16 protein-coding genes are annotated in these 18,576 nt (G+C 72.6%); 8 read left to right on the forward strand and 8 right to left on the reverse strand.

Annotation, left to right across the window (positions count from 1 at the left end; genetic code table 11):
- Positions 1-63 precede the first annotated feature (63 nt).
- From ACIBTV_RS07095 to ACIBTV_RS07110, 4 genes are all read right to left on the reverse strand, one after another.
- Positions 64-720 (reverse strand): DUF4241 domain-containing protein, encoded by a 657-nt coding sequence (locus tag ACIBTV_RS07095; RefSeq protein ID WP_396703099.1) that lies wholly within the window; start codon positions 718-720, stop codon positions 64-66.
- 63 nt (positions 721-783) lie between these two features.
- The gene (locus tag ACIBTV_RS07100) at positions 784-1,128 is read right to left on the reverse strand and encodes a thioredoxin family protein (protein ID WP_396703100.1); all 345 of its coding nucleotides are present in this window, start codon (positions 1,126-1,128) and stop codon (positions 784-786) included.
- On the reverse strand, positions 1,092-1,490 hold the full coding sequence (locus ACIBTV_RS07105) for a MerR family transcriptional regulator (RefSeq protein ID WP_396703101.1): 399 nt from the start codon (positions 1,488-1,490) through the stop codon (positions 1,092-1,094). Before ACIBTV_RS07105 ends, ACIBTV_RS07100 begins: the two co-directional genes overlap by 37 nt.
- Before the next feature lie 73 nt (positions 1,491-1,563).
- Complete coding sequence (locus tag ACIBTV_RS07110; RefSeq protein WP_396703102.1) at positions 1,564-2,571, reverse strand: Ku protein; 1,008 nt, start codon at positions 2,569-2,571, stop codon at positions 1,564-1,566.
- 84 nt (positions 2,572-2,655) lie between these two features.
- Between ACIBTV_RS07110 and ligD (ACIBTV_RS07115) the strand changes: the two genes are divergently transcribed.
- The 3 genes from ligD (ACIBTV_RS07115) to ACIBTV_RS07125 all read left to right on the forward strand — a co-directional run bounded on the left by ligD (ACIBTV_RS07115) (position 2,656) and on the right by ACIBTV_RS07125 (position 5,528).
- Complete coding sequence (ligD, locus tag ACIBTV_RS07115; RefSeq protein WP_396703103.1) at positions 2,656-3,594, forward strand: non-homologous end-joining DNA ligase; 939 nt, start codon at positions 2,656-2,658, stop codon at positions 3,592-3,594.
- A complete protein-coding gene (gene ligD, locus ACIBTV_RS07120) occupies positions 3,584-4,498 on the forward strand; it encodes a non-homologous end-joining DNA ligase (protein WP_396703104.1) in 915 nt (304 codons plus the stop codon). The genes ligD (ACIBTV_RS07115) and ligD (ACIBTV_RS07120) overlap by 11 nt, the downstream gene beginning before the upstream one ends.
- 160 nt (positions 4,499-4,658) lie before the next feature.
- Positions 4,659-5,528 (forward strand): GNAT family N-acetyltransferase, encoded by an 870-nt coding sequence (locus ACIBTV_RS07125; RefSeq protein ID WP_396703105.1) that lies wholly within the window; start codon positions 4,659-4,661, stop codon positions 5,526-5,528.
- A 170-nt stretch (positions 5,529-5,698) separates the two neighbouring features.
- Here the strand turns inward: ACIBTV_RS07125 and ACIBTV_RS07130 are convergent, their stop codons facing one another.
- Positions 5,699-8,011, reverse strand: coding sequence for an esterase-like activity of phytase family protein (locus ACIBTV_RS07130; RefSeq protein WP_396703230.1), 2,313 nt, complete (start codon positions 8,009-8,011; stop codon positions 5,699-5,701).
- Between the two features lie 149 nt (positions 8,012-8,160).
- Between ACIBTV_RS07130 and ACIBTV_RS07135 the strand changes: the two genes are divergently transcribed.
- The 4 genes from ACIBTV_RS07135 to ACIBTV_RS07150 all read left to right on the forward strand — a co-directional run bounded on the left by ACIBTV_RS07135 (position 8,161) and on the right by ACIBTV_RS07150 (position 15,867).
- On the forward strand, positions 8,161-8,928 hold the full coding sequence (locus ACIBTV_RS07135) for a TIGR03089 family protein (RefSeq protein ID WP_396703106.1): 768 nt from the start codon (positions 8,161-8,163) through the stop codon (positions 8,926-8,928).
- A gap of 177 nt (positions 8,929-9,105) precedes the next feature.
- Positions 9,106-9,786, forward strand: coding sequence for a hypothetical protein (locus tag ACIBTV_RS07140; RefSeq protein ID WP_396703107.1), 681 nt, complete (start codon positions 9,106-9,108; stop codon positions 9,784-9,786).
- Between the two features lie 112 nt (positions 9,787-9,898).
- Positions 9,899-14,884, forward strand: coding sequence for a carbohydrate-binding protein (locus ACIBTV_RS07145; protein ID WP_396703108.1), 4,986 nt, complete (start codon positions 9,899-9,901; stop codon positions 14,882-14,884).
- 137 nt (positions 14,885-15,021) lie between these two features.
- Positions 15,022-15,867: a patatin-like phospholipase family protein gene (locus ACIBTV_RS07150; RefSeq protein WP_396703109.1), complete on the forward strand. Its 846-nt coding sequence runs from the start codon at positions 15,022-15,024 to the stop codon at positions 15,865-15,867.
- A gap of 123 nt (positions 15,868-15,990) precedes the next feature.
- On the opposite strand, the gene ACIBTV_RS07155 is transcribed toward ACIBTV_RS07150, so the two are convergent.
- The 3 genes from ACIBTV_RS07155 to ACIBTV_RS07165 all read right to left on the reverse strand — a co-directional run bounded on the left by ACIBTV_RS07155 (position 15,991) and on the right by ACIBTV_RS07165 (position 17,535).
- Positions 15,991-16,164 (reverse strand): hypothetical protein, encoded by a 174-nt coding sequence (locus tag ACIBTV_RS07155; protein ID WP_396703110.1) that lies wholly within the window; start codon positions 16,162-16,164, stop codon positions 15,991-15,993.
- Positions 16,161-16,355, reverse strand: coding sequence for a hypothetical protein (locus ACIBTV_RS07160; RefSeq protein WP_396703111.1), 195 nt, complete (start codon positions 16,353-16,355; stop codon positions 16,161-16,163). The genes ACIBTV_RS07155 and ACIBTV_RS07160 overlap by 4 nt, the downstream gene beginning before the upstream one ends.
- Before the next feature lie 244 nt (positions 16,356-16,599).
- Entirely contained in the window at positions 16,600-17,535 is a 936-nt protein-coding gene (locus ACIBTV_RS07165) for an EamA family transporter (RefSeq protein ID WP_396703112.1), read from the reverse strand.
- A 72-nt stretch (positions 17,536-17,607) separates the two neighbouring features.
- On the opposite strand from ACIBTV_RS07165, the gene ACIBTV_RS07170 reads away from it, so the two are divergent.
- Positions 17,608-18,507 (forward strand): LysR family transcriptional regulator, encoded by a 900-nt coding sequence (locus ACIBTV_RS07170; RefSeq protein WP_396703113.1) that lies wholly within the window; start codon positions 17,608-17,610, stop codon positions 18,505-18,507.
- The last annotated feature ends 69 nt before the right edge of the window (positions 18,508-18,576 follow it).

Consider the following 18,576-nt stretch of genomic DNA (forward strand, 5'->3'; position numbering starts at 1 on the left):
GGACGCCCACCGTGCCCTCCCCGGATCGGTGACGATCACGTATCGGGCCGCCGAACAGGGTCGTCAGCGCGGCGTCGGGTCGTCCGGGACCACCATGAAATCCGTCACGAACGAGGTCACCCGCCCGTCGGCGGCCCGCCCGATCCAGGTCCCGTAGCAGCCGTCACCCCAGCCCGAGCTGACCGTGACGACGTTCGCGCCGGTCGTCTCGTCCAGGACCGCGGTGATCAGTCCGGGCACCGGCTCCGCCGGGATCGTGGCCGGGATGAAGACCTCCTCGACCCGCTCGTAGGTCCAGTCCTCCAGCACCCGCAGCGCCGCCACGTCGGCCAACGTGCCGGTGCCGGCGTCCACCCCGTAGCCGTAGTAATCGTCGGCGCCCAGCCGGGCCGGGTCCTGGTCGCCGACGAGGGCAAGCTCCCAGCTGACCGTCGGCTCGTCGTCCACCACTACCAGCTCCAGCGCCGCCACCCGCCGATCCACCTCGGCGCCGTCGGCGAGGACCACCGCCACCCAGGCGCGGGCCCGGTGCCGCCCCGGCGGCACGGTCACCGTGAACGGGTCGCTCTCCGGGCAGACGAGCGGGTCGCAGCCCACCACCTGGCCGGTCGGCAGGACGATGTCGTCCACGTCGTGCGCCTCGATGACGTACGTGCGGTGTTCGTCGGCGAAGCGCGCGCCGGGCGCCAGCAACCGGTCCAGGTCAGGGGTGTACGGCACGGGTCTCCTCCGGAGGGTGGGCGGCCGGCGGAGCCTACCCAACGGGGGCGACGGCGTGCCCGTTCACTCCTCGAGGTGGCGTTCCAGCGCCTGGCGCAGGTGGTTCTTCGGCCGCGCACCGACGAGCGACCCGACCAGCTCGCCGCGTCGGAACACCAGCAGGGTCGGCAGCGACATGACCTGGTAGCGGCGGGTGGTGGCCGGATTCTCGTCGGAGTCGAGCGTGGCGATGGTCAGCCGTCCGGCGAACTCCTCGGCCAGCTCCGCGAGGCTGCGGGAGATGGCGTGGCAGGGCGGGCACCATTCGGCCCAGACGTCGACCACCACGGGACGGTCGGCGGCCAGCACGGTGCCGTCGAAGGAGTCGTCGGTCACGGTGACGAGGGCGGCGTGCGCAACCTCAGGCATGTTTCCTCCCGCTGTTTCCTGGCGTGGGCGAGCTGGTCCCGCAACTCCTGCCGGACCACGTGCAGCCGCGCGATGCCCGCGTCGACCTCGGCGAGCTTGCGGCGCAGCACCGCCACCGAATCCGGGCACACGTGCCCGGCGGCGTTGCCGGCGCGCAGGCAGGCCACGAACGGACGGATGTCGTCCAGCCCGAACCCGACCGCGAGCAGGGACCGGATCTCGCGTACGACGTGCAGCTCGGCCTCGTCGTAGACGCGGTAGCCGTTCGCCGAGCGGGCCGGGCGGACCAGCCCGTGCGTCTCGTAGTAGCGCAGCGCCCGGGTGCTCGTGCCGGCACGCTCCGCCAGCTCGCCGATCAGCATCGGACCTCCCTCGCCGGTGGCGTCGGGTCGACGCTAGACCTTGCCGCCGACGTCAAGGCAAGGCCGGGAGAGGTCAGGCGGTCTTCTTCGGGGTCGTCTTCTTGGTGGTCTTCTTCGCGGCCTCGCCGGTCTTCTTCGCGGTGGTCTTCTTGGCCGCCGCCTTCTTCGGCGCGGCCTTCTTCTCGGCGGCCTTCTTGGCCGGGGCCTTGGTCGCCTTCTTCTGCGCGGCGGCCTTCTGCGCCGAGCGGGCCGACGAGATCGGGGTGGGCTCGGCGGCCCCGCCGCCGCGGGCCGGCTGCTCGCCGCGCGCTGCCCGGGCCCGGTCCACCGACGCCTTCAGCGCGGCCATCAGGTCCACCGCCGCCGCCGGGGCCTCCTCGACCTCCTCCGGCTGGACCACCTCCCGGCCCTCCACCTTGGCGTCGATGACCTCCTGCAACGCGGCCCGGTAGTCGTCGGTGAACGCGTCCGGCTCGAACTCGCCGGTCATCGAGTCGATCAGCGAGCTGGCCATCGCCAGCTCCGGGGGACGGACCTTCAGGTCCTCGTCCAGGAAACCGAAGTCGGGGGTACGCACCTCGTCCGGCCAGAGCATCGTGTTGAGCAGCAGCACACCCTCACGGACCCGCAGGGTGGCGAGCTGCTCCCGCTGACGCAGGGCCACCTTGACGATCGCGACCCGCTCGGAGTCGAGCAGCGCGTCCCGCAGCAGCACGTACGGCTTGGTCGCCGTGCCCTCCGGCTCCAGGAAGTACGCCTTGTTGTAGAGGATCGGGTCGACCTGCTCGGCCGGGACGAACTCCAGCACGTCGATCGCGTGCGAGGTGCTCAGCGGCAGCTCGGCGAAGTCCTCGTCGGTGAGGATGACCAATTCGCCGCCGCCGAGGTCGTAGCCCTTGGCGATGTCGTCGTAGGTCACCTCCTCGCCGCAGATCGAGCAGGTGCGCTTGTAGCGGATCCGGCCGCCGTCCTCCCGGTGGACCTGGTGGAACCGGATGTCCTTCTCCTCCGTGGCGGAGTAGAGCTTGACCGCGATCGAGACCAGCCCGAACGAGACCGCTCCCTTCCAGATGGCACGCATGCCGGCTCCTCTCCCCGGTAAAGCCCAGGATCGCAAATGATCGAAGCCTGCGCGAGGACTTCGGCGGCGAACTACAGTCAGGAGGTGCCCGGCGCACCCCTGAAGCCGATGCTCGCGATGACCGGGCAGCTCCCGGCGGGTGCCGGCTGGGCATACGAGTTCAAGTGGGACGGGGTCCGTGCCCTCGCCGACATCTCCGGCGGCCGCCAGCAGCTGTACGCGCGCTCCGGCGTGGAGATCACCGCCGCCTACCCGGAACTGGCCACCCTGCGCACCCAGGTCGGCGACGCTCTGCTCGACGGCGAGGTGGTCCTGTTCACCGACGGGCAGCCGTCGTTCACCGCGCTGGCCGAGCGCATGCACGTCCGGGACCGGAACAAGGCGGCCCGGCTCGCGGCGGTCATGCCCGTGACGTACATGATCTTCGACCTGCTGCGGCTCGACGGTGAGAGCCTGACCGGCTGGCCGTACGAGCGCCGCCGGGAGGCCCTCGACGGCCTGGGGCTGGGCGGCGCGCGCTGGGCGGTCCCGCCCACCTTCCCCGACGGGCCGGCCACCTACCAGGCGGCCGGCGAGCACGGCCTGGAGGGGGTGATGGCGAAACGGCTCGGGTCGGTCTACCGGCCGGGCGTCCGCTCGCCGGACTGGGTGAAAGTCAAGCTGGAGATCACCGGCGACTTCGTCATCGGCGGTTGGCGGCCGGGCGCCCGCCGGCTCGGCGGTCTGCTGGTCGGGGTGCCCCGCCCGGACGGCCGGCTCACCTTCCGGGGCCGGGTCGGCGGCGGCATCGGCGCCGCCATCGAACGGCAGCTCCTCGCCGAGTTGGAGCCGCTGCGGGCACCGGACTCGCCGTTCGCCGGTGACGTGCCGCGCGAGGATGCCCGGGGCGCGATCTGGGTAAGGCCCCAGGTCGTGGTGGAGGTGAAGTACGGCCAGCGCACCCCCGACGGGCGGTTACGGTTCCCCCGGGTGCTCCGGCTGCGACCGGACAAGCCGCCCGAGGAGGTCGACGATGCCGGCTGACCGGCTCCGGGTGGACGTCGAGGGGCGTCCGCTGGAGGTGTCCAACCTCGACAAGGTGCTGTATCCCGCCGCCGGGTTCACCAAGGGCGAGGTGATCGACTACTACACGCGGATCGCCCCGGTGCTCCTGCCGCACCTGCGGGACCGGCCGTTGACCCGCATCCGCTTCCCCAACGGGGTGGACGGCAACTCGTTCTTCGAGAAGAACAAGCCCGCCGCGACCCCCGACTGGGTACGCACCGAGACGCTGCCCGCCCCCGGGTCGAGCAAGGGGCGGGAGACCATCGACTACGTGGTCTGCGACGACCTGCCCACCCTGGTGTGGCTGGCCAACCTGGCCGCGTTGGAGCTGCACACGCCGCAGTGGAAGGTCGGCGAGCACCCGGACATGATGGTCGTCGACCTGGACCCGGGCGCGCCCGCGGCGCTCAAGCAGTGCTGTCAGGTGGCGCTGCTGATGCGCGACCGGCTCGCCGAGGACGGCATCGACAGCTACCCGAAGACCTCCGGCAAGAAGGGCATGCAGCTCTGCTGCCCGGTCGACGGCACGCGCTCCTCCGACGACGTGTCCGCGTACGCCCGGCGGATCGCCCAGGAGTTGGAGCGGACGCACCCGAAGCTGGTCGTGTCGAAGATGGCGAAGAACCTGCGCCCCGGCAAGGTGTTCATCGACTGGAGTCAGAACAGCGCGGCCAAGACCACGGTGGCGCCGTACTCGTTGCGGGCCCAGTCGGTGCCGTCCGTGTCGACGCCGCTGACCTGGGACGAGGTGGCGGCGGGCGCCGCCGGGAAACGACCGGCGACGAAGCCGTACACGGCGGGCGAGGTGTTGCAGCGGGTGGAGAAGTCGGGCGATCTGCTCGCCCCGATCCTCGACGGCGGCCCCGCGCTGCCCGACGCCTGAGGCGCGCGAGCCCTCGTCGCGGCCGGCCTGCTCGTCGCGGACGGGGTCCGAGCGCAGGCCCGGGTCCCGCTGAATCCGGTTGACGTCGGCGCTGGTCGTCGCGCCTACTGGCGCACCGGGACGCGGCCGACGGGGCCGCGGCGGACGACGAAGGACGACGGTGGACACGACGACGCTCACCTGGACAACCCTCGGCGAGGAGCACCTCCCGGCCCTGACCGGGCTGGCCGAGGCGTGCCTCGCCGTCGACGGAGGGCTGCCCCTGTTCGCCCGGCCGCCGCTGCTGCGGGCGCGCCTGCTACAGGCCCGCACCCTCGGCGCGTGGCACGGCGGTGAGCTGGTCGCGGCCGTCGGGGTCGGCGTCGATCGGCGGCCGGTCACCGCGACGGGCCTCGTGCGTCCGCTCTGGCGGGGGCGCGGGCTCGGCACGCGGCTGCTCGGCTGGGCGCAGGAGCAGGCCGGGGACGCCGATCTGCTGGTGACCACGGAGACGGCGAGCGCGGGCGGGGACGCGCTCTTCGCCGCGCGGGGCCTCGACCGGACGTTCATGGAGTGGGTGCTGCGGCACGACCTCGGTGCCCTGCCGGAGGTGGCGGCGCCCGCCGGGGTCCGCGTCGAACCGGTGACCTGGGAGATCGGCCCGGAGCTGTTCGAGACCTACCGAGCGTCGTTCGCCGACCGGCCCGGCTTCGACGCGCCCGAGCCGGAGGAGTGGCTGGGCGAGCTGCGCGCGGACGACGAGTACCGGCCCGACCTGTCCCTGTTGGCCCGGGGGCCGGACGGACGGGCCGTCGGGTTCGTCAACGTCCTCGGCACGTGGGTCGACCAGGTGGGCGTGGTGCCGCAGTGGCGCGGGCGCGGGCTCGGCGCGTACCTGGTGGTGCGGGCGTTGCGGTCGCTGGCGGAGGACGGCGCGGACGCGGTGTGGCTGTGCGTGAACGACGACAACCCGGCCGCCGCCCTCTACCGCCGGCTGGGTTTCACCAACGCCGGCCGCCGCACCCGCCACCTCCACCACCCCCACCCCTAACCCACCCCCCCCGCGCCCCCCAGCCCCCGCCCCCCGTCCCGGCGATCATGCACGTGTGGTGCCGGATCGATCCCGCTTCGCCCCTTGTGTGAGGCACCACAACTGCATGATCGACGAAGGCCCGGCGTCCACCGGGTGAGTGGTGGGCGCCGGGCCTTCGGGTGGTCGGGTCAGCCTCGGCCGAAGACCTTTCGGGTGGGGCCGAGCCGGAGGAACACCGTCTCGCCGGTGGCGTCCTGGACGGCGTCGTTGTCGGTGATGGCGTACACCTGGCCGTTGCCGGCCACGGTCAGCCCCTCCAGCTTCTCCTGCGTCCAGCCGTTCGTCTCCCGCAGCGCGGGCAGCACGTCGACCGCGAGCGTCTTCGGCAGGATCCGCAGCGGCCCGTCGGTCGCGGCGGTGCTCGGCATCGGCACGGTGTAGACCCGCTTGAGGGCCGCGTTCGGGCCGTTCAGCTTGTCCCGCTCGATGACCGCGAGCCGGTCGCCGACCACGGTGATCTCGGACAGGCCGATCCAGTCGCCGGGCACGGTGGTGCTGCCCAACTGGTAGCCGTACCAGCTCCAGGTGCCCGCCTGCACGTCGTACCGGCCGAGCCGGACGACACCGGCCGGGTCGGTGGCGACCTCACGCTGCACGGCCACCCACACGATCTCCCGGCCCTGCCGGTCGGTGGTGGCGGTGACGCCCTCCAGGCCCTGCTTGGCGAGCCCGCCGGCCACGTCCGCCGGTAGCGGCACGACCTGCTTCGTCACCCCGGCCGCGTCGAGGCGGACCAGCTTGTTCTCCGGGCCCTTGGCGCCCTCGACGGCCAGCCAGAAGCCGCCCTGTGGGCGGGCGAAGACACCCTCGGCGTCGTAACCGACCGGCTGGCCGGCCGCGTCGCGGACCGGCAGGGCGCCGGTGATCACGGCCGGGGTCCGCTGGGCGTCGATGGTGAGGATCCGCGTGGAGCTGTACGCGGCGTCGGTGACGCTGTACAGCTGGTCCGGCTTGCCCGGCACCGCGCTCAGCGCGCCCAGCGCCCCCCACCCGATCGGCGTGCCCTGCCCGTCGTTCGCGGACACGATGGTCGGGAAGGCCGGCGTGCCCTTGCCCAGCTGGTAGAGGGAGACGGAAGCCCGGACGTTGACCGAGGCGTCGTCCTCCTCACTGGAGATGGCGATCAGCCCCCGGGACGGGATGGGCAGCAGCCCCTCCGGCCCGTTCGTGGAGGGCAGCACCTGCCGGAAGACCGGCCGGGTCGGGTTGCTGAGGTCGTACACGGCCACGAAGTTGCTGCGCTCCGAGCCGACGAAGCCGTAGCGGACACCGTCGTACTCGGCGACGGCGACGCCCTCCGGCTCGGTCCCCTTCTTGCCGGCCCGGTCCTCGTTGTGCAGCCCGTACGTGACGGCGAGCCGCTCGAAGGTGTTGCCGGCGTCCCAGGCGACGGCGCCGGTGCGGCTGTCGAAGACCGACCAGCCGCGGCTGCCGCCCCGCCAGTCGCCCTCGTTCGCTGTGGCCAGGTACCGGTCGTCGACCCAGGCCACCGCGTCCGGCTCACGCGGCACGTCGGTGATCGAGCCGGTGAGGTCGATGACACCGTCCTTCTTGGTGTCGATCCCGCTGACCGTGGCGGTGCCGGCGCTGAACACCTTCGTGATCCGGCCGGTGGGCAGGTCGATCAGGGCGATGCCGTTGTTCTCCTGCAGGGTGACCGCGAGCTGGTTGCGGCCGTTGATCGAGACGTACTCCGGCTCCGGGTCGGTCGGCTCGGTGATCCCGGCCGCGACCATCGCGGGCAGCGCGGTGCCGTCGGCGGCGGTCAGCGGCACCGGCCGCAGCCGCCAGCCGGCCGGCGACCGGCCGGTCAGGTCGACGATCTGCACGAAGCCGGCGGGGAGCTGGGGCAGGTCGCCCTCGTCGCCACCGGGCGGGGTGGCCTCCTCGTCGCGCTCGTTCTCGATGGCGATGGCCGCGAACCGCTGGTCCTTGCTGATCGCGATCGAGTCGGGCTGGCCGCCCAGGTCGAAGCTGGCGACGCGCTCGCGGCTGGCCAGCTCGATGACGTCCAGCCGACCGGACGGCTCGGTGTAGCTGCGGCTGGTGTTGACGACGACCAGCACGTACTTCCCGACCACGCTGACCGACGTCGGCTCGTCCTCGGCGTCGCCGAGCTGCGCGAGCGAGAGGGTGCCGAGGCCACGGGGCCGTTCGGCGCGGGAGATGTCGAGGAAGCCGATGCGGCGTCCCAGCGCGTCCGTGTAGATCAGCGTGCGGCCGTCGGGCGTGACGGTCGAGATCTCGGCGACGGTCGGGGACGCGGGGTCCGCGCCGGCCGGCCGGTTCTGGAAGACCGGGTAGGTGGCGACCCGGTCGAAGGCGAGTGGCGTGCTCGGGTGGTGGTGCCCACCGGCCGACGCCGAGGTGGCGCCGGTCAGGCTGGCCGCCGCGACGCCGGCCGCGGTGAGCGCGGTGAGCGCGGTGAGGGTTCTTCTCACTGTCAAGGACGTCCTCCGTTGGTCGTGCCCGGTCGGAGGCTGACACCTGCGGGGGAGCAGCACCTTGCCGGGACGTGAACAGGCGGCGAAGGCGGATGCGGGGTGCCCGTCGGTAGGGTGGGTGGGCAGTCGCACCGGGGAGCGTGGAGATGCAACCGACCGTCACGGCCGACCTGCCGGCCCTGCCCACCGTCGCGTCGCCGGTCGACGCCGACCGCCCCCTGCTCACGTGGCTCGACGCCGCCACCGGCGAGCGTGTCGACCTGACCGCGCAGCAGCTCGGCCACTGGGCGGCGCGCGGCGCGGCGCTGCTGCGCGACGGCTGTCGGCTCGCCCCGGGTGACCGGGTGGCGGCGCTGCTGCCGCCGCACTGGCGTACCGCCGCGGTGCTGCTGGGCGCCTGGTCGCTCGGGCTCGCGGTGTCGTTCCGGCCGCGGGCGACCGCCGGCCTGCCGGTGCTCGAACCGGGCGGGGACCTGCCGTACGACGCGGTGTTCGTGACGCCGGAGCGGCTGGACGACTGGCTGGAGGACGTGCCCGAGGGGACCCACCGTTACCTCGTCGGCACCGGCCCGGGCGCGCTGGTCGACGTGCCGGTGGGCTGGCTGGACTGGTCCGCGGAGGTGTTGCGGCACAGCGACGCCCCGCCCGACCACGCGGCCGTCCGGCCGACCGACGCGGCCAGCCCCGACGGCACCACCTACGACCAGTGGGGTGGCCTCGCCCGCGAGCTGGCCGACAGGTGGGGTCTGCGGGCCGGTGACCGCCTCCTGGTCGACGTGGCCGAGCACGAGCAGCCGCTGAAGTGGCTGCTCGCGCCGCTGTCCGCCGGGGCGTCCGTGGTGCTGGCCACCAATGTGGACGCGTCGCGCCGGGACGCGCTGGCCGCTGCCGAACGGGTCACCCGCGTCCTCTGAATCACCGGTGATCCCCTAACTGTTCACCCGCACAGCGCTCGCTTCTCATCCGGGTCGGCCGGCCCGTTCGCCGGGAGCAGGCAGGGTGCGTGACCGGTCGCGCCCTCCGGCGTGCCACCGCACCCGTAGACCGGAGCGTCGGCAGTGTCCACACCCGAACGCTCGCCCCGCCGTTGCGTGGCGAGCCTCCTCGCGTCGGTGGCGTTCACCCTGACCCTGCTCGCCCCGGCCACCCCGGCCGGGGCGCACCCGTTCGGTGACCCGCAGACCGTGGCCGTCGCCGCCGACCCGGCGCGACCCGAGGTCGTGCACGTCCGCTGGCGGGCCGGCGGCCTCGACGACCTGACCCTGCTCGGCGTGCACCTCGGGTTGCTGCCGGCCGACCGCGTCACCCTCGACGGGGCGGTCTTCTTCGAACCCGCGGACGCGACCGTGCTCGGACCGTCGACGCAGTTCGTGGACTACGTGCTGCGGCAGATGACGCTCACGAGCGGTGGCCGGGCGTGCGTCGGGACCGTCAAGCCGCCGAGCGACCTCGCGAAGTCCGGCGTCACCGTCGACTACACCTGCCCGGGACCGGTCGGTGTCGCACGCCTCGACCTCCGGCTGCTCACCGATCTGGACCCCGGGTACCGGGCGCTGGCGACCGGCCCCGACGGGCAACGCGCGGTGTACGGGCCGGACCGCCGTACGCAGGACTGGGTGCTGGGTGACGCCCCGCCGGCGAGTGAACCGCACCTCGGTCGCCGCGCCGCGGCGCAGATCGCCCCGATCGTCGGCGGCGTGCTGCTCGTGCCGGTCGTCGCGCTGCTGCTGCGCCGCCGTCGGAGGGCGGCGCGTACCCGTCCGTCGTCCTGACCCCCCGGCCAACCGGCCCACTCCTGCTCGCCGCCGTCGGTGCCCACCGTGCCGGTCGTCGGCGCGACCGCAGCGCTGCGGTCAGTCCCACCGATGAAGGAGAGACCTCGCCATGACGCACGACGCACGTGCGCGCAGAAGACGAACACGCGGCCTCCTGGCCGCGGCCGCCCTCGTCCTCGTCGCCGGATCGGCGACCGGGTTCGCCCCCACGACGGCGGGGGCGCAGGCGGTGCCGACCAGCGGCAACCTGCCGCTGATCAACCTCACCGAAGGGCAGAACCTCGAAGGCACGGTCTCCGTGCTCGTGGAGCCCGTCACGGAGAACGACTCCGTGACGACCCTCGCGGTCGACGGCACCCGGATCAGCGCCGAGAAGACCGCCGGCACCGCCCACTTCGCGTTCGAGATGGGTGGCAACGGCACCGAGGCCCGCTACCACAACTACGTCACCGTCAACGGCCGCACGGCGGAGGCGGACCGGGTCTACTTCCCGGACATCGCGGGCGGGCAGATCGGCACCCTCGACTTCCCCGGCGACTGGCTGCACGCCGGGGTGAACACGGTGACCGTCCACGCCGGAGCGAACTGGGTCGACTCGACCAACAAGAGCGCTGTCGGTTACGAGGAGTTGCCGAACGGTGAGGGTGGCCGCTGCCCCAACTACGACGACTACGCGCTGAGCAGCATCAGCCTCAGTCTGCTCGGCGTGGTCGCCGACGGCGAGCAGAACCTGTTCAGCTACAACTTCGGTGACGGCACCTGCGGCAGCTCGTCGAAGCTGCTCAACCAGGACCTCACCTTCGTCATCTCCGGCGAGCCGGGCAGCACCGCCGGTCTGCGTGCGGACCTCGACACCACCAAGCTCAGCAACGGCACGCACACCGTCACCGCCACGACCCTGTCGGGCGTGGCGGCGTCCGTGACGGTGGACGTCAACAACGCCCCGGCCGGTGCGGCGGCGGTGACACCCGGTGACGGTGCCCGGGTACGCGGCACCCAGCCGGTGATCGCCGCGCTGCCCGACGGCAGCACCGACCGGGTCGAGTCGCTGGCCATCGACGACAAGCCGGCGGGGAACGCGGAGGCGCTCGCCGGCGGCACCGCCACGCTCGGCCTCCTGGTCGAGGCCGGCAACTCGATCGAGGCGCGCTACCACAACTACGCGCTGGTCAACGGCCACCGGGTCGACCTCGGTGGCGACTACGGGGCCGCCGGAGCGGAGGCGGTCACGCTGCCGATCCCGGCCCGGTTCCTGCGTCTCGGCGACAACGTGGTCGAGGTGAAGACCGGTGACTACAACGGCACCACGAACGGCGTGACCTGCGCCAACCACGACGACTTCAAGCTCACCCGGGCCGCGACCAGCCTCACGCTGAGCACGGCGGGCACGGTGACGGCCGGCACCACGTACCTCGTCACCACGAGCGGCACGACCGTGACGAAGACGGAGACCACCGCGGCGTCGCTGGCGCTGGGCGACGGCACGTGCGGGGCCAACAAGGACGCCGAGCTGCACTTCACCGTCGAGGGTGCGCCGACGACGCGTACCGTCGACACCCTCGCCAGCGGGGGTGACGCGCACCTGAAGGTGTTCGTCGGCGGCAACGGCAGCGACGGCGGGTACGACAACAAGGTGCTGATCAACGGCATCTCGCTGGACCTCGGCATCTGGGAGAAGGAGGTCGTCGACCTCGCCTTCCCGAACGAGTGGCTGACGCCGGGCGTCAACGCGGTGGAGTTCGTCGCGGGCAGCGACCGGGGCAGCGCCAAGCCGGGCGGCTGCGACAACTTCGACGACTTCACGCTGCGGGACTTCCAGCTGCTGCCGGTCGGCGCGAAGGCGACCCAGCTGACCCGGTCGATCGCGCAGACGACGGTCAGCATCGGCTCGTCCACCTACCCGGTGGGCTCGCAGGTGACCACGTTCATCGGTGACGGCACCTGCGGCAGCAGCTACAACGGTCTGCTGACCAAGACGATCCTGTTCGACGTCACCGCGCCGGACGGCGCGGCGCTGCCGGCGCTGGGCAAGCGGGCGGACGTCGACACCACGTCGATCGCGGACGGCGCCCACACCATCAAGGCGGTCGTCGGCGACAAGACCTCGACGCGGCGTTTCACCAGCGACAACACCGCCCCGGAGATCGAGAGCAGCGTCCCGGCCGCCGGGCAGCGGCTCACGTCGACCATCGCGCTCAACGTCAAGATCAAGGATGCGAGCGGGCTGGCCGGCACACCGACCATCACCCTGGACGGCGCGGCCGTCAAGCAGGGCGACCAGATCGGCCACGGCCTGCCGGCCGGCGAGCACACGCTCGCGGTGGCGGTGACCGACACGCTCGGCAACACCGCCGTCCGTGAGGTGCGCTTCAGCAGCGCGAGCATCCCGGACGTCCCGACCGAACTGACCGCGACGGTCAAGGGCACCGACACGCTCTCCGCCGAACTCACCGCCCGGATCCCCGGCGCGGACGGCGTCGCGCTGACCGCCACCTTCACCAAGGCGGACGTGGTCCTGCCGACCGGCGGCTACCAGGGCGAGGCGGCCGATGTGCCGACCACGCTCGACGTCGCGCACGACAAGACCGTGGACGTCTCCTCGCTGCGCCCGCTCGACGGCGCGACGATCGGCACGCCGTCCAGCCGGGACGTGGTCTTCCAGCGGTACGACCTGCCGCTGGGGGCGACCAGGCAGGAGCCGACGCTGCGCTGGTCGGGCACCATCGACCCGGCGCGCATCGTGGCGCTGCGGGTGTGGAACCCGGACACGAGGAAGTGGGTCGTCCTGACCAGCTCCCGTGGCCACGCCGAGCAGGACACGGTGCTGACCGCGGCGGTGGACGCCGGCTATCGGGACAACGGCGTCGTCCACGTGCTGGTCACCGGTGAGGACCCGTTCGCCGACGACCTGTCGCCGCGTGACTCGACGGCCCAGAACGACAAGGACCGCTTCGAGGACCCGAACTCGTACGACTTCTCGCTGGCCCACTTCACCGACACCCAGTACATCACCGAGGGCGCGGCCGGCGGCACGTACGACGACTGGGACGGCGTGGCCGAGCCCTCGGACGTCGAGACGGCCGAGGAGCAGGCGATCTGGTCGGCGGCGTACCGCGACCAGATGCAGTGGATCGCCGACAACTCCGCCAGCCGCAAGATCGCGTACGCGGCGCACACCGGCGACGTCATCGAGAACGACTACTACGACCCGCTGGCGAAGAACCCGGACGGCACACTGAAGCGGCCCGGCCTGAACGAGCAGGTCGAGCGGGAGCTGGCCGCCGCCTCCGGTTTCCAGAAGATCCTCGACGAGAACGGCGTCGTCAACCAGGTCGTCGCGGGCAACCACGACAACCAGCTGGGTGCCGAGACGGGCCCGACCTCCCGGTTCAGCCGCACCTTCAGCGCCGACCGGTACTACGGGGCGGCGAAGGCCTGGCCGAAGGGCACCGAATACCACGCGTGGGACGAGGTGACCAACGCCGACGGCTCGGTCACGCCGGGCAAGGACAACCAGAACAACTACCTGCTCTTCTCGGCGGGCGGGCTGGACTTCGTGGCGGTCGGCCTGTCGTACGGCGTCACGCCGGCGGAGGCCAAGTGGGCCGACTCGATCTTCAAGCGGTACAAGGACCGCAACGGGATCCTGCTCTCCCACGACTACCTGAAGCCGTCGGCCAACCCCGACGGTCGGGGGGCGGAGTTCTCCGCGCCGGACGGCTCGCCGCTGTTCAAGCAGGTCGTCCAGACCAACCCGAACGTCTTCCTGGTCCTCGCCGGCCACGAGCACGGCGTGGGCACCAACCTGAAGTCGAAGGTCGGCGTCACGGTCAGCCACGACGTGGTGGAGCTGCTGGCGGACTACCAGTTCTACACGGTGACCGCCGGGGAGCTGTGGCCCGGGCAGGTCGCCCCGGACGGCACCATCGACGTCAACGGTGACGGCACCCCGGACCACAAGGCCACCGACCGGCTGCAGTTCGGCGCGAGCTTCCTGCGCCTGCTCCAGTTCGACGTGGACCGGGCCGAGATGCACATCGACACGTACTCGCCGTTCCTCAAGAACTTCGGCGCGACCGAGTACGACATCCGCCAGGACGGCAGCCAAGCCAAGCCGCGCTACAACGGCGCGGAGGACAACCTGACCCTGCCGGTGGACCTCACCACCCGCAAGACGTCGTTCTCGACCGACTCGCTCGCCGCCCTCGTGCCGTCCGGCACGATCGGCACCGACGAGTTGACCGCGAACGGCGTCGCCACGGCCACCTGGGACAGGCTGCTGCCGGGCACCTCGTACGGCTGGATCGTCTCCGCCCGCAGCGCCGACGGCGGTGAGGCGGTGGCCCAGCCGGCGGTGTTCCGCACCGCCAAGCAGGTCCCGACGGTGACCGTCACCGCCGCCCCCACCAACTGGGGTACCGCGGCGACGGTGACCGTGAAGGTCGCGGCCGGCAGCACGCCGGTCAGCGGCACCGTGGAGCTGCGCGAGGGTACGACCGTTCGCGGCTCGGCCGCCGTCACCAACGGCACCGCGTCGTTCACCCTCCCGGTGGGCCTCGCGGGCGGCCGGCACCCGCTGACCGCGTCGTACTCGGGCGACGAGCACCTCACCGCCGTCCAGGCCACCGCCACCCTGACGGTGAACCTGCCGGCCGAGTGGAGCTCGTCGACGGTCTACAACGACGGCGACCGGGTGACCTACCAGGGCCGGGTCTTCCGGGCCTCCTGGTACACCAAGAACCAGAAGCCGGGCGCCGACGCCAACGGTTCGTGGCAGGAGATCGCCATGACCGAGGACGGCACCGCGGTCTGGACGCCGTCGCGGATCTTCAACACCGGCGATCTCGCGATGTACGACGGCAAGAAGTGGCGCGCCCAGTGGTACACCCGCAACCAGAAGCCGGGCGACCGCAACGGCCCCTGGGAGGAGATCGCCCCGACCCCGCCGGACAACAGCCCGGCGGCGTGGACGGCCACCCGGGTGTACAACTCCGGTGACCGGGTGACCTTCAAGGGCCACGTCTACGAGGCGAAGTGGTGGACGCGCGGCCAGGAGCCGGGCGACCAGAACGGCCCCTGGAAGCTGATCAGGTAACCAGTTCGGGTGAACGCCGGCCCGGGACCGATCCGTCGGTCCCGGGCCGGTCCCGTTCCGGGTTCCCGACGTCACCGAAACCGCGTGGATCAACGAACGGGCTTTCCGAGGCCGTAGCGCTGTGGAAGGGTCGGATCATGACGAACGCACTCGTGCTGGCCGGTGGCGGGGTTGCCGGCATCGCCTGGGAACTCGGCGTCCTGCGGGGCCTCGCCGACGCCGATCCGGCGCTCGCCGAGCGGGTCATCGCCGCCGACCTCGTCGTGGGCACCTCGGCCGGCTCGACGGTCGCCGCGCAGATCACCAGCGGCGTCCCACTCGACGACCTGTACCAGGTCCAGCTCGACCCGGAGACCACCGAGCTGGAGGTCGACGTCGACACGGAGAAGCTCTTCGCCGAGTACGGCACCGTGCTCGCCGGGGCGTCCGACCCGCAGGAGGCCCGCCGCCGGCTGGGCTCGCTGGCGCTCGCCGCGCGGACCGTCGACCCGGCCGTCCGGCTCGGCGCGATCGACGCCCGGCTCCGGGTGAAGCGGTGGCCCGACCGGGACGTACGCCTGCCGGCGGTCGACGCGGAGACCGGCGAGGTCGTCGTCTTCACCCCGGAGTCCGGGGCGTCCCTGGTCGACGCCGTGGCCGCGAGCTGCGCGGTACCCGGCATCTGGCGGCCCGTCGCGATCGGCGGCCGCCGTTACATCGACGGCGGGGTGCGCTCGATGACCAACGCCGACCTGGCAGCCGGCGCCGAACGGGTGCTCATCATCCAGCCGTCCCTGGCGGGGGCGCCGCAGCCCTGGGGCAACCTGGACGACGAGATCGCCGCCCTCGCCCCGGCCGCCGTGGCCGTGATCAGCGCCGACCAGGCGTCCGTCGACGCGTTCGGCACCAACGCGCTGTCGCCCGCGACGCGGGGGCCGTCCGCCCGGGCGGGCCGGGCCGTCGGTGCGGCCCACGCCGAAGCCGTCGCCGCCCTCTGGACCTGACGCCACCCGACCCCGCACCCCGGAAGGCGGGTCGGCCGAGCCCGCCGCCCGCGCGGGCCGACGCCGGCTCCGGGCAGAGCACGCCGACCGCCGGCTGATCTCCTGCCGACGGTCGGCGTCGCGTCAGTGCCGGTGGGGCTCCTCGGTGTCCTCGTCGTCGTACGCGTACCAGCTCGTGCCGAGCTTCGGTCCCCACCCGACGGTCAGCACGGGTGTCGGCTCGTCCTGCGGGTCGCGCAGCGGGAATCCGGCGTTGAGCAGCGGTTGCCACTCCACCGTCAGGTACGGCTCGCTCATGACCAGGCCCCCTCGGCGACCAGCGGGTCGTTGGAGAGCTCGGGCGGCACGATCTCCTCGACGGGCGCCGCGCGGCGGGCCTGCGGCGACGGCGGGAACACCGGATCGGGCGGTGCGGCCCGGTGGTGTTGCGGGTGCCGGTCCTGGTAGTCCAGGGCGGCCTGCAGGCCGAGGGGCTGATCGAAGGCCACCAGGGCAAGGGTGTCTACGTGGCGGGGGAAACGTCTCCCAGTTAGGTAGACCTTGGCCCGTTCCCAGTCGGCACCGGTGTGGACGCGGCTCCGGCCAGCGATGCACGGCAGTCGGGTCTCGGCCGTCAGGATGCTCGGCTGGCAGCAGTCATCCCGGCAGCGGCCGCGCCCTCGTGTCGGGGGCGCGGCCGCTGCAGTCTCCGGCACCCCCGCCGGCCCTGGCCCGGCGGGGTGTGTGGGCGATCTAAGTCCCGGTTCGGACGGCGTCGGTCGGTGCCGTGGCCGGCGATGCGTTCGGCGCCGAACCCGTCGCCGTGGGGGGCGACGGGCGGACGCCGCCGATCACGAGGGCGAGCCCGACGAGCACGATCAGGGCGGCCACCACCTCACTGCCGGTCATCCGCTCGCCCAGGAAGAGCCACGACGCGGTGAGCCCGAAGACGGGCACGAGCAGGCTGAACGGCGCGACCCGGGCGACCGAGTAGCGGCCGATGAGGTGGTTCCAGAGGCCGAACCCGACCAGGGTCGAGACGTACGCGACGTACCCGATCGCGGCGGCGGCGCGCCAGGAGAGGTCGAGCAGCGAGTCGAGCACCACCTGCGGGCCGTCGACGACGGCCGCCAGGCCGAACAGCGGCAGCGGTGGCACCAGACTGGACCAGACGAGCAGGGAGATCGGCCGGGTCTCGCCGCTGGCGCGTACCACGATGTTCGCGACCGCCCAGCTCGCGGCGGCGAAGAGGGTGAGGGCGAAGCCGATCGCGGTGGTGTGGCCACCGCCCGAGGCCGCGAGCACGCCGATGCCGGCAGAGCCGACCAGCACGCCGGCGATCTGCCGCTTGGCGGGGCGCTCGCGCAGCAGCAGCGCGGCGAGCACCACCGACGCCAGGGCCTGCGCCTGGAGCACCAGGGAGGCGAGGCCGGCGCCCATGCCCAGGGCCATCGCGCTGAACAGCACCCCGAACTTCAGCACCCCCAGGACCAGGCCGTACGCGATGACGTAGCGCGCGCGGGCGGTCGGCCGGGGCACGAAGAAGACCAGTGGTACGGCGACGACGACGAACCGCAGCGCGGTCAGCACCAGCGGTGGCAGGTCCCGCAGGCCGACCTCGACCACCACGAAGTTGACACCCCAGATGGCGGCGACCAGGACGGCCTGGAACCGGTGGGACATTCTCATGCGATCAACCCTGCGGGCCGCTACCTGTTAGCACAAGTTCACACTTCTTAAGCCTCCCTGTAGCCTCACTTCATGGATCTCGACGTGCGACGGCTCCGGGTGCTCTACGAGGTGGCCCTGCGCGGTGGGATCACCGCCGCGGCGGCGTCCCTGCACGTCACCCCGTCCGCGGTCTCCCAACAGCTCGGTCAACTCGCCCGCGAGGCCGGCTGCGAACTGGTCGAACGGTCCGGCCGGGGGGTCGTGCTCACCCCGGCCGGCTACGTCCTCGCGGAGCACGCGAAACAGATCATCAACGCGGTCGAGCAGGCCCAGGCGGGGCTCGCCGCACTGCGGCGCGACGTCAGCGGCGTCGTACGCGTGGGTGCGTTCCCCTCCGCGGCCGGCGCCCTGGTCGCGCCGGCCGCGGCACGGGCGATCGCCCGGCATCCGGACCTGGACGTGCGCGTCGTGGAGGCGGAGGACCGGCAGAGCCGGCTCGACCTGCGCTCGGGCATGCTCGACGTCATCCTGCTCCAGGAGTACGACCACGTTCCGACGCCGCTCCCGTCCGACCTGGACCGACACCCCGTCGCCAACGACCCGATGCACCTGATCACGCCGGTCGGCTGGGGCAGCCGGTCCGGCCGGCTCGGCGACCTGCGCGACGCGCGGTGGGTGGCCAGCGCCGAGGGCACCCCGTGCCTACGCTCCACCCTGCACGCCTGCCGACTGGCCGGATTCGAGCCGGACATCCGCCACCGGGCCGTCGACTTCGCACTGACGCTCGACCTGGTCGGCGCGGGCCTCGGCGCGGCCCTCGTGCCGGAGATGGCGCTGCGCACGGTGCCGCCGACCGTGCACGTCGAGCCGCTCGTGGACCCGGTGACAGAGCGGCGGATCTTCGCGGTGACCCGGAGCCGGGGCGCGGGACCGCTGCGCCCGGCGATAGCGGCGTTCCTGGCCGAACTGGCCGCGCCCGAGGGCCTGTGACAAGCGCTGTCCGGCCGCCTTTCGTTACATCGGAACCAGCCGCATGAGCAGGCCTTTTGTCTCCGTGGC

This window comes from Micromonospora sp. NPDC049366 (assembly GCF_044466625.1).
In the GTDB taxonomy this organism is placed as follows: Bacteria; Actinomycetota; Actinomycetes; order Mycobacteriales; family Micromonosporaceae; genus Micromonospora.

Bases quoted from the DNA above. Each gene is read 5' to 3' on its own strand.
- ACIBTV_RS07100 (WP_396703100.1), bottom strand. From the start codon at position 1,128: ATGCCTGAGGTTGCGCACGCCGCCCTCGTCACCGTGACCGACGACTCC.
- ACIBTV_RS07105 (WP_396703101.1), bottom strand. From the start codon at position 1,490: ATGCTGATCGGCGAGCTGGCGGAGCGTGCCGGCACGAGCACCCGGGCG.
- ACIBTV_RS07110 (WP_396703102.1), bottom strand. From the start codon at position 2,571: ATGCGTGCCATCTGGAAGGGAGCGGTCTCGTTCGGGCTGGTCTCGATC.
- ligD (WP_396703104.1), top strand. From the start codon at position 3,584: ATGCCGGCTGACCGGCTCCGGGTGGACGTCGAGGGGCGTCCGCTGGAG.
- ACIBTV_RS07135 (WP_396703106.1), top strand. From the start codon at position 8,161: ATGCAACCGACCGTCACGGCCGACCTGCCGGCCCTGCCCACCGTCGCG.
- ACIBTV_RS07145 (WP_396703108.1), top strand. From the start codon at position 9,899: ATGACGCACGACGCACGTGCGCGCAGAAGACGAACACGCGGCCTCCTG.
- ACIBTV_RS07150 (WP_396703109.1), top strand. From the start codon at position 15,022: ATGACGAACGCACTCGTGCTGGCCGGTGGCGGGGTTGCCGGCATCGCC.
- ACIBTV_RS07155 (WP_396703110.1), bottom strand. From the start codon at position 16,164: ATGAGCGAGCCGTACCTGACGGTGGAGTGGCAACCGCTGCTCAACGCC.
- ACIBTV_RS07165 (WP_396703112.1), bottom strand. From the start codon at position 17,535: ATGAGAATGTCCCACCGGTTCCAGGCCGTCCTGGTCGCCGCCATCTGG.
- ACIBTV_RS07170 (WP_396703113.1), top strand. From the start codon at position 17,608: ATGGATCTCGACGTGCGACGGCTCCGGGTGCTCTACGAGGTGGCCCTG.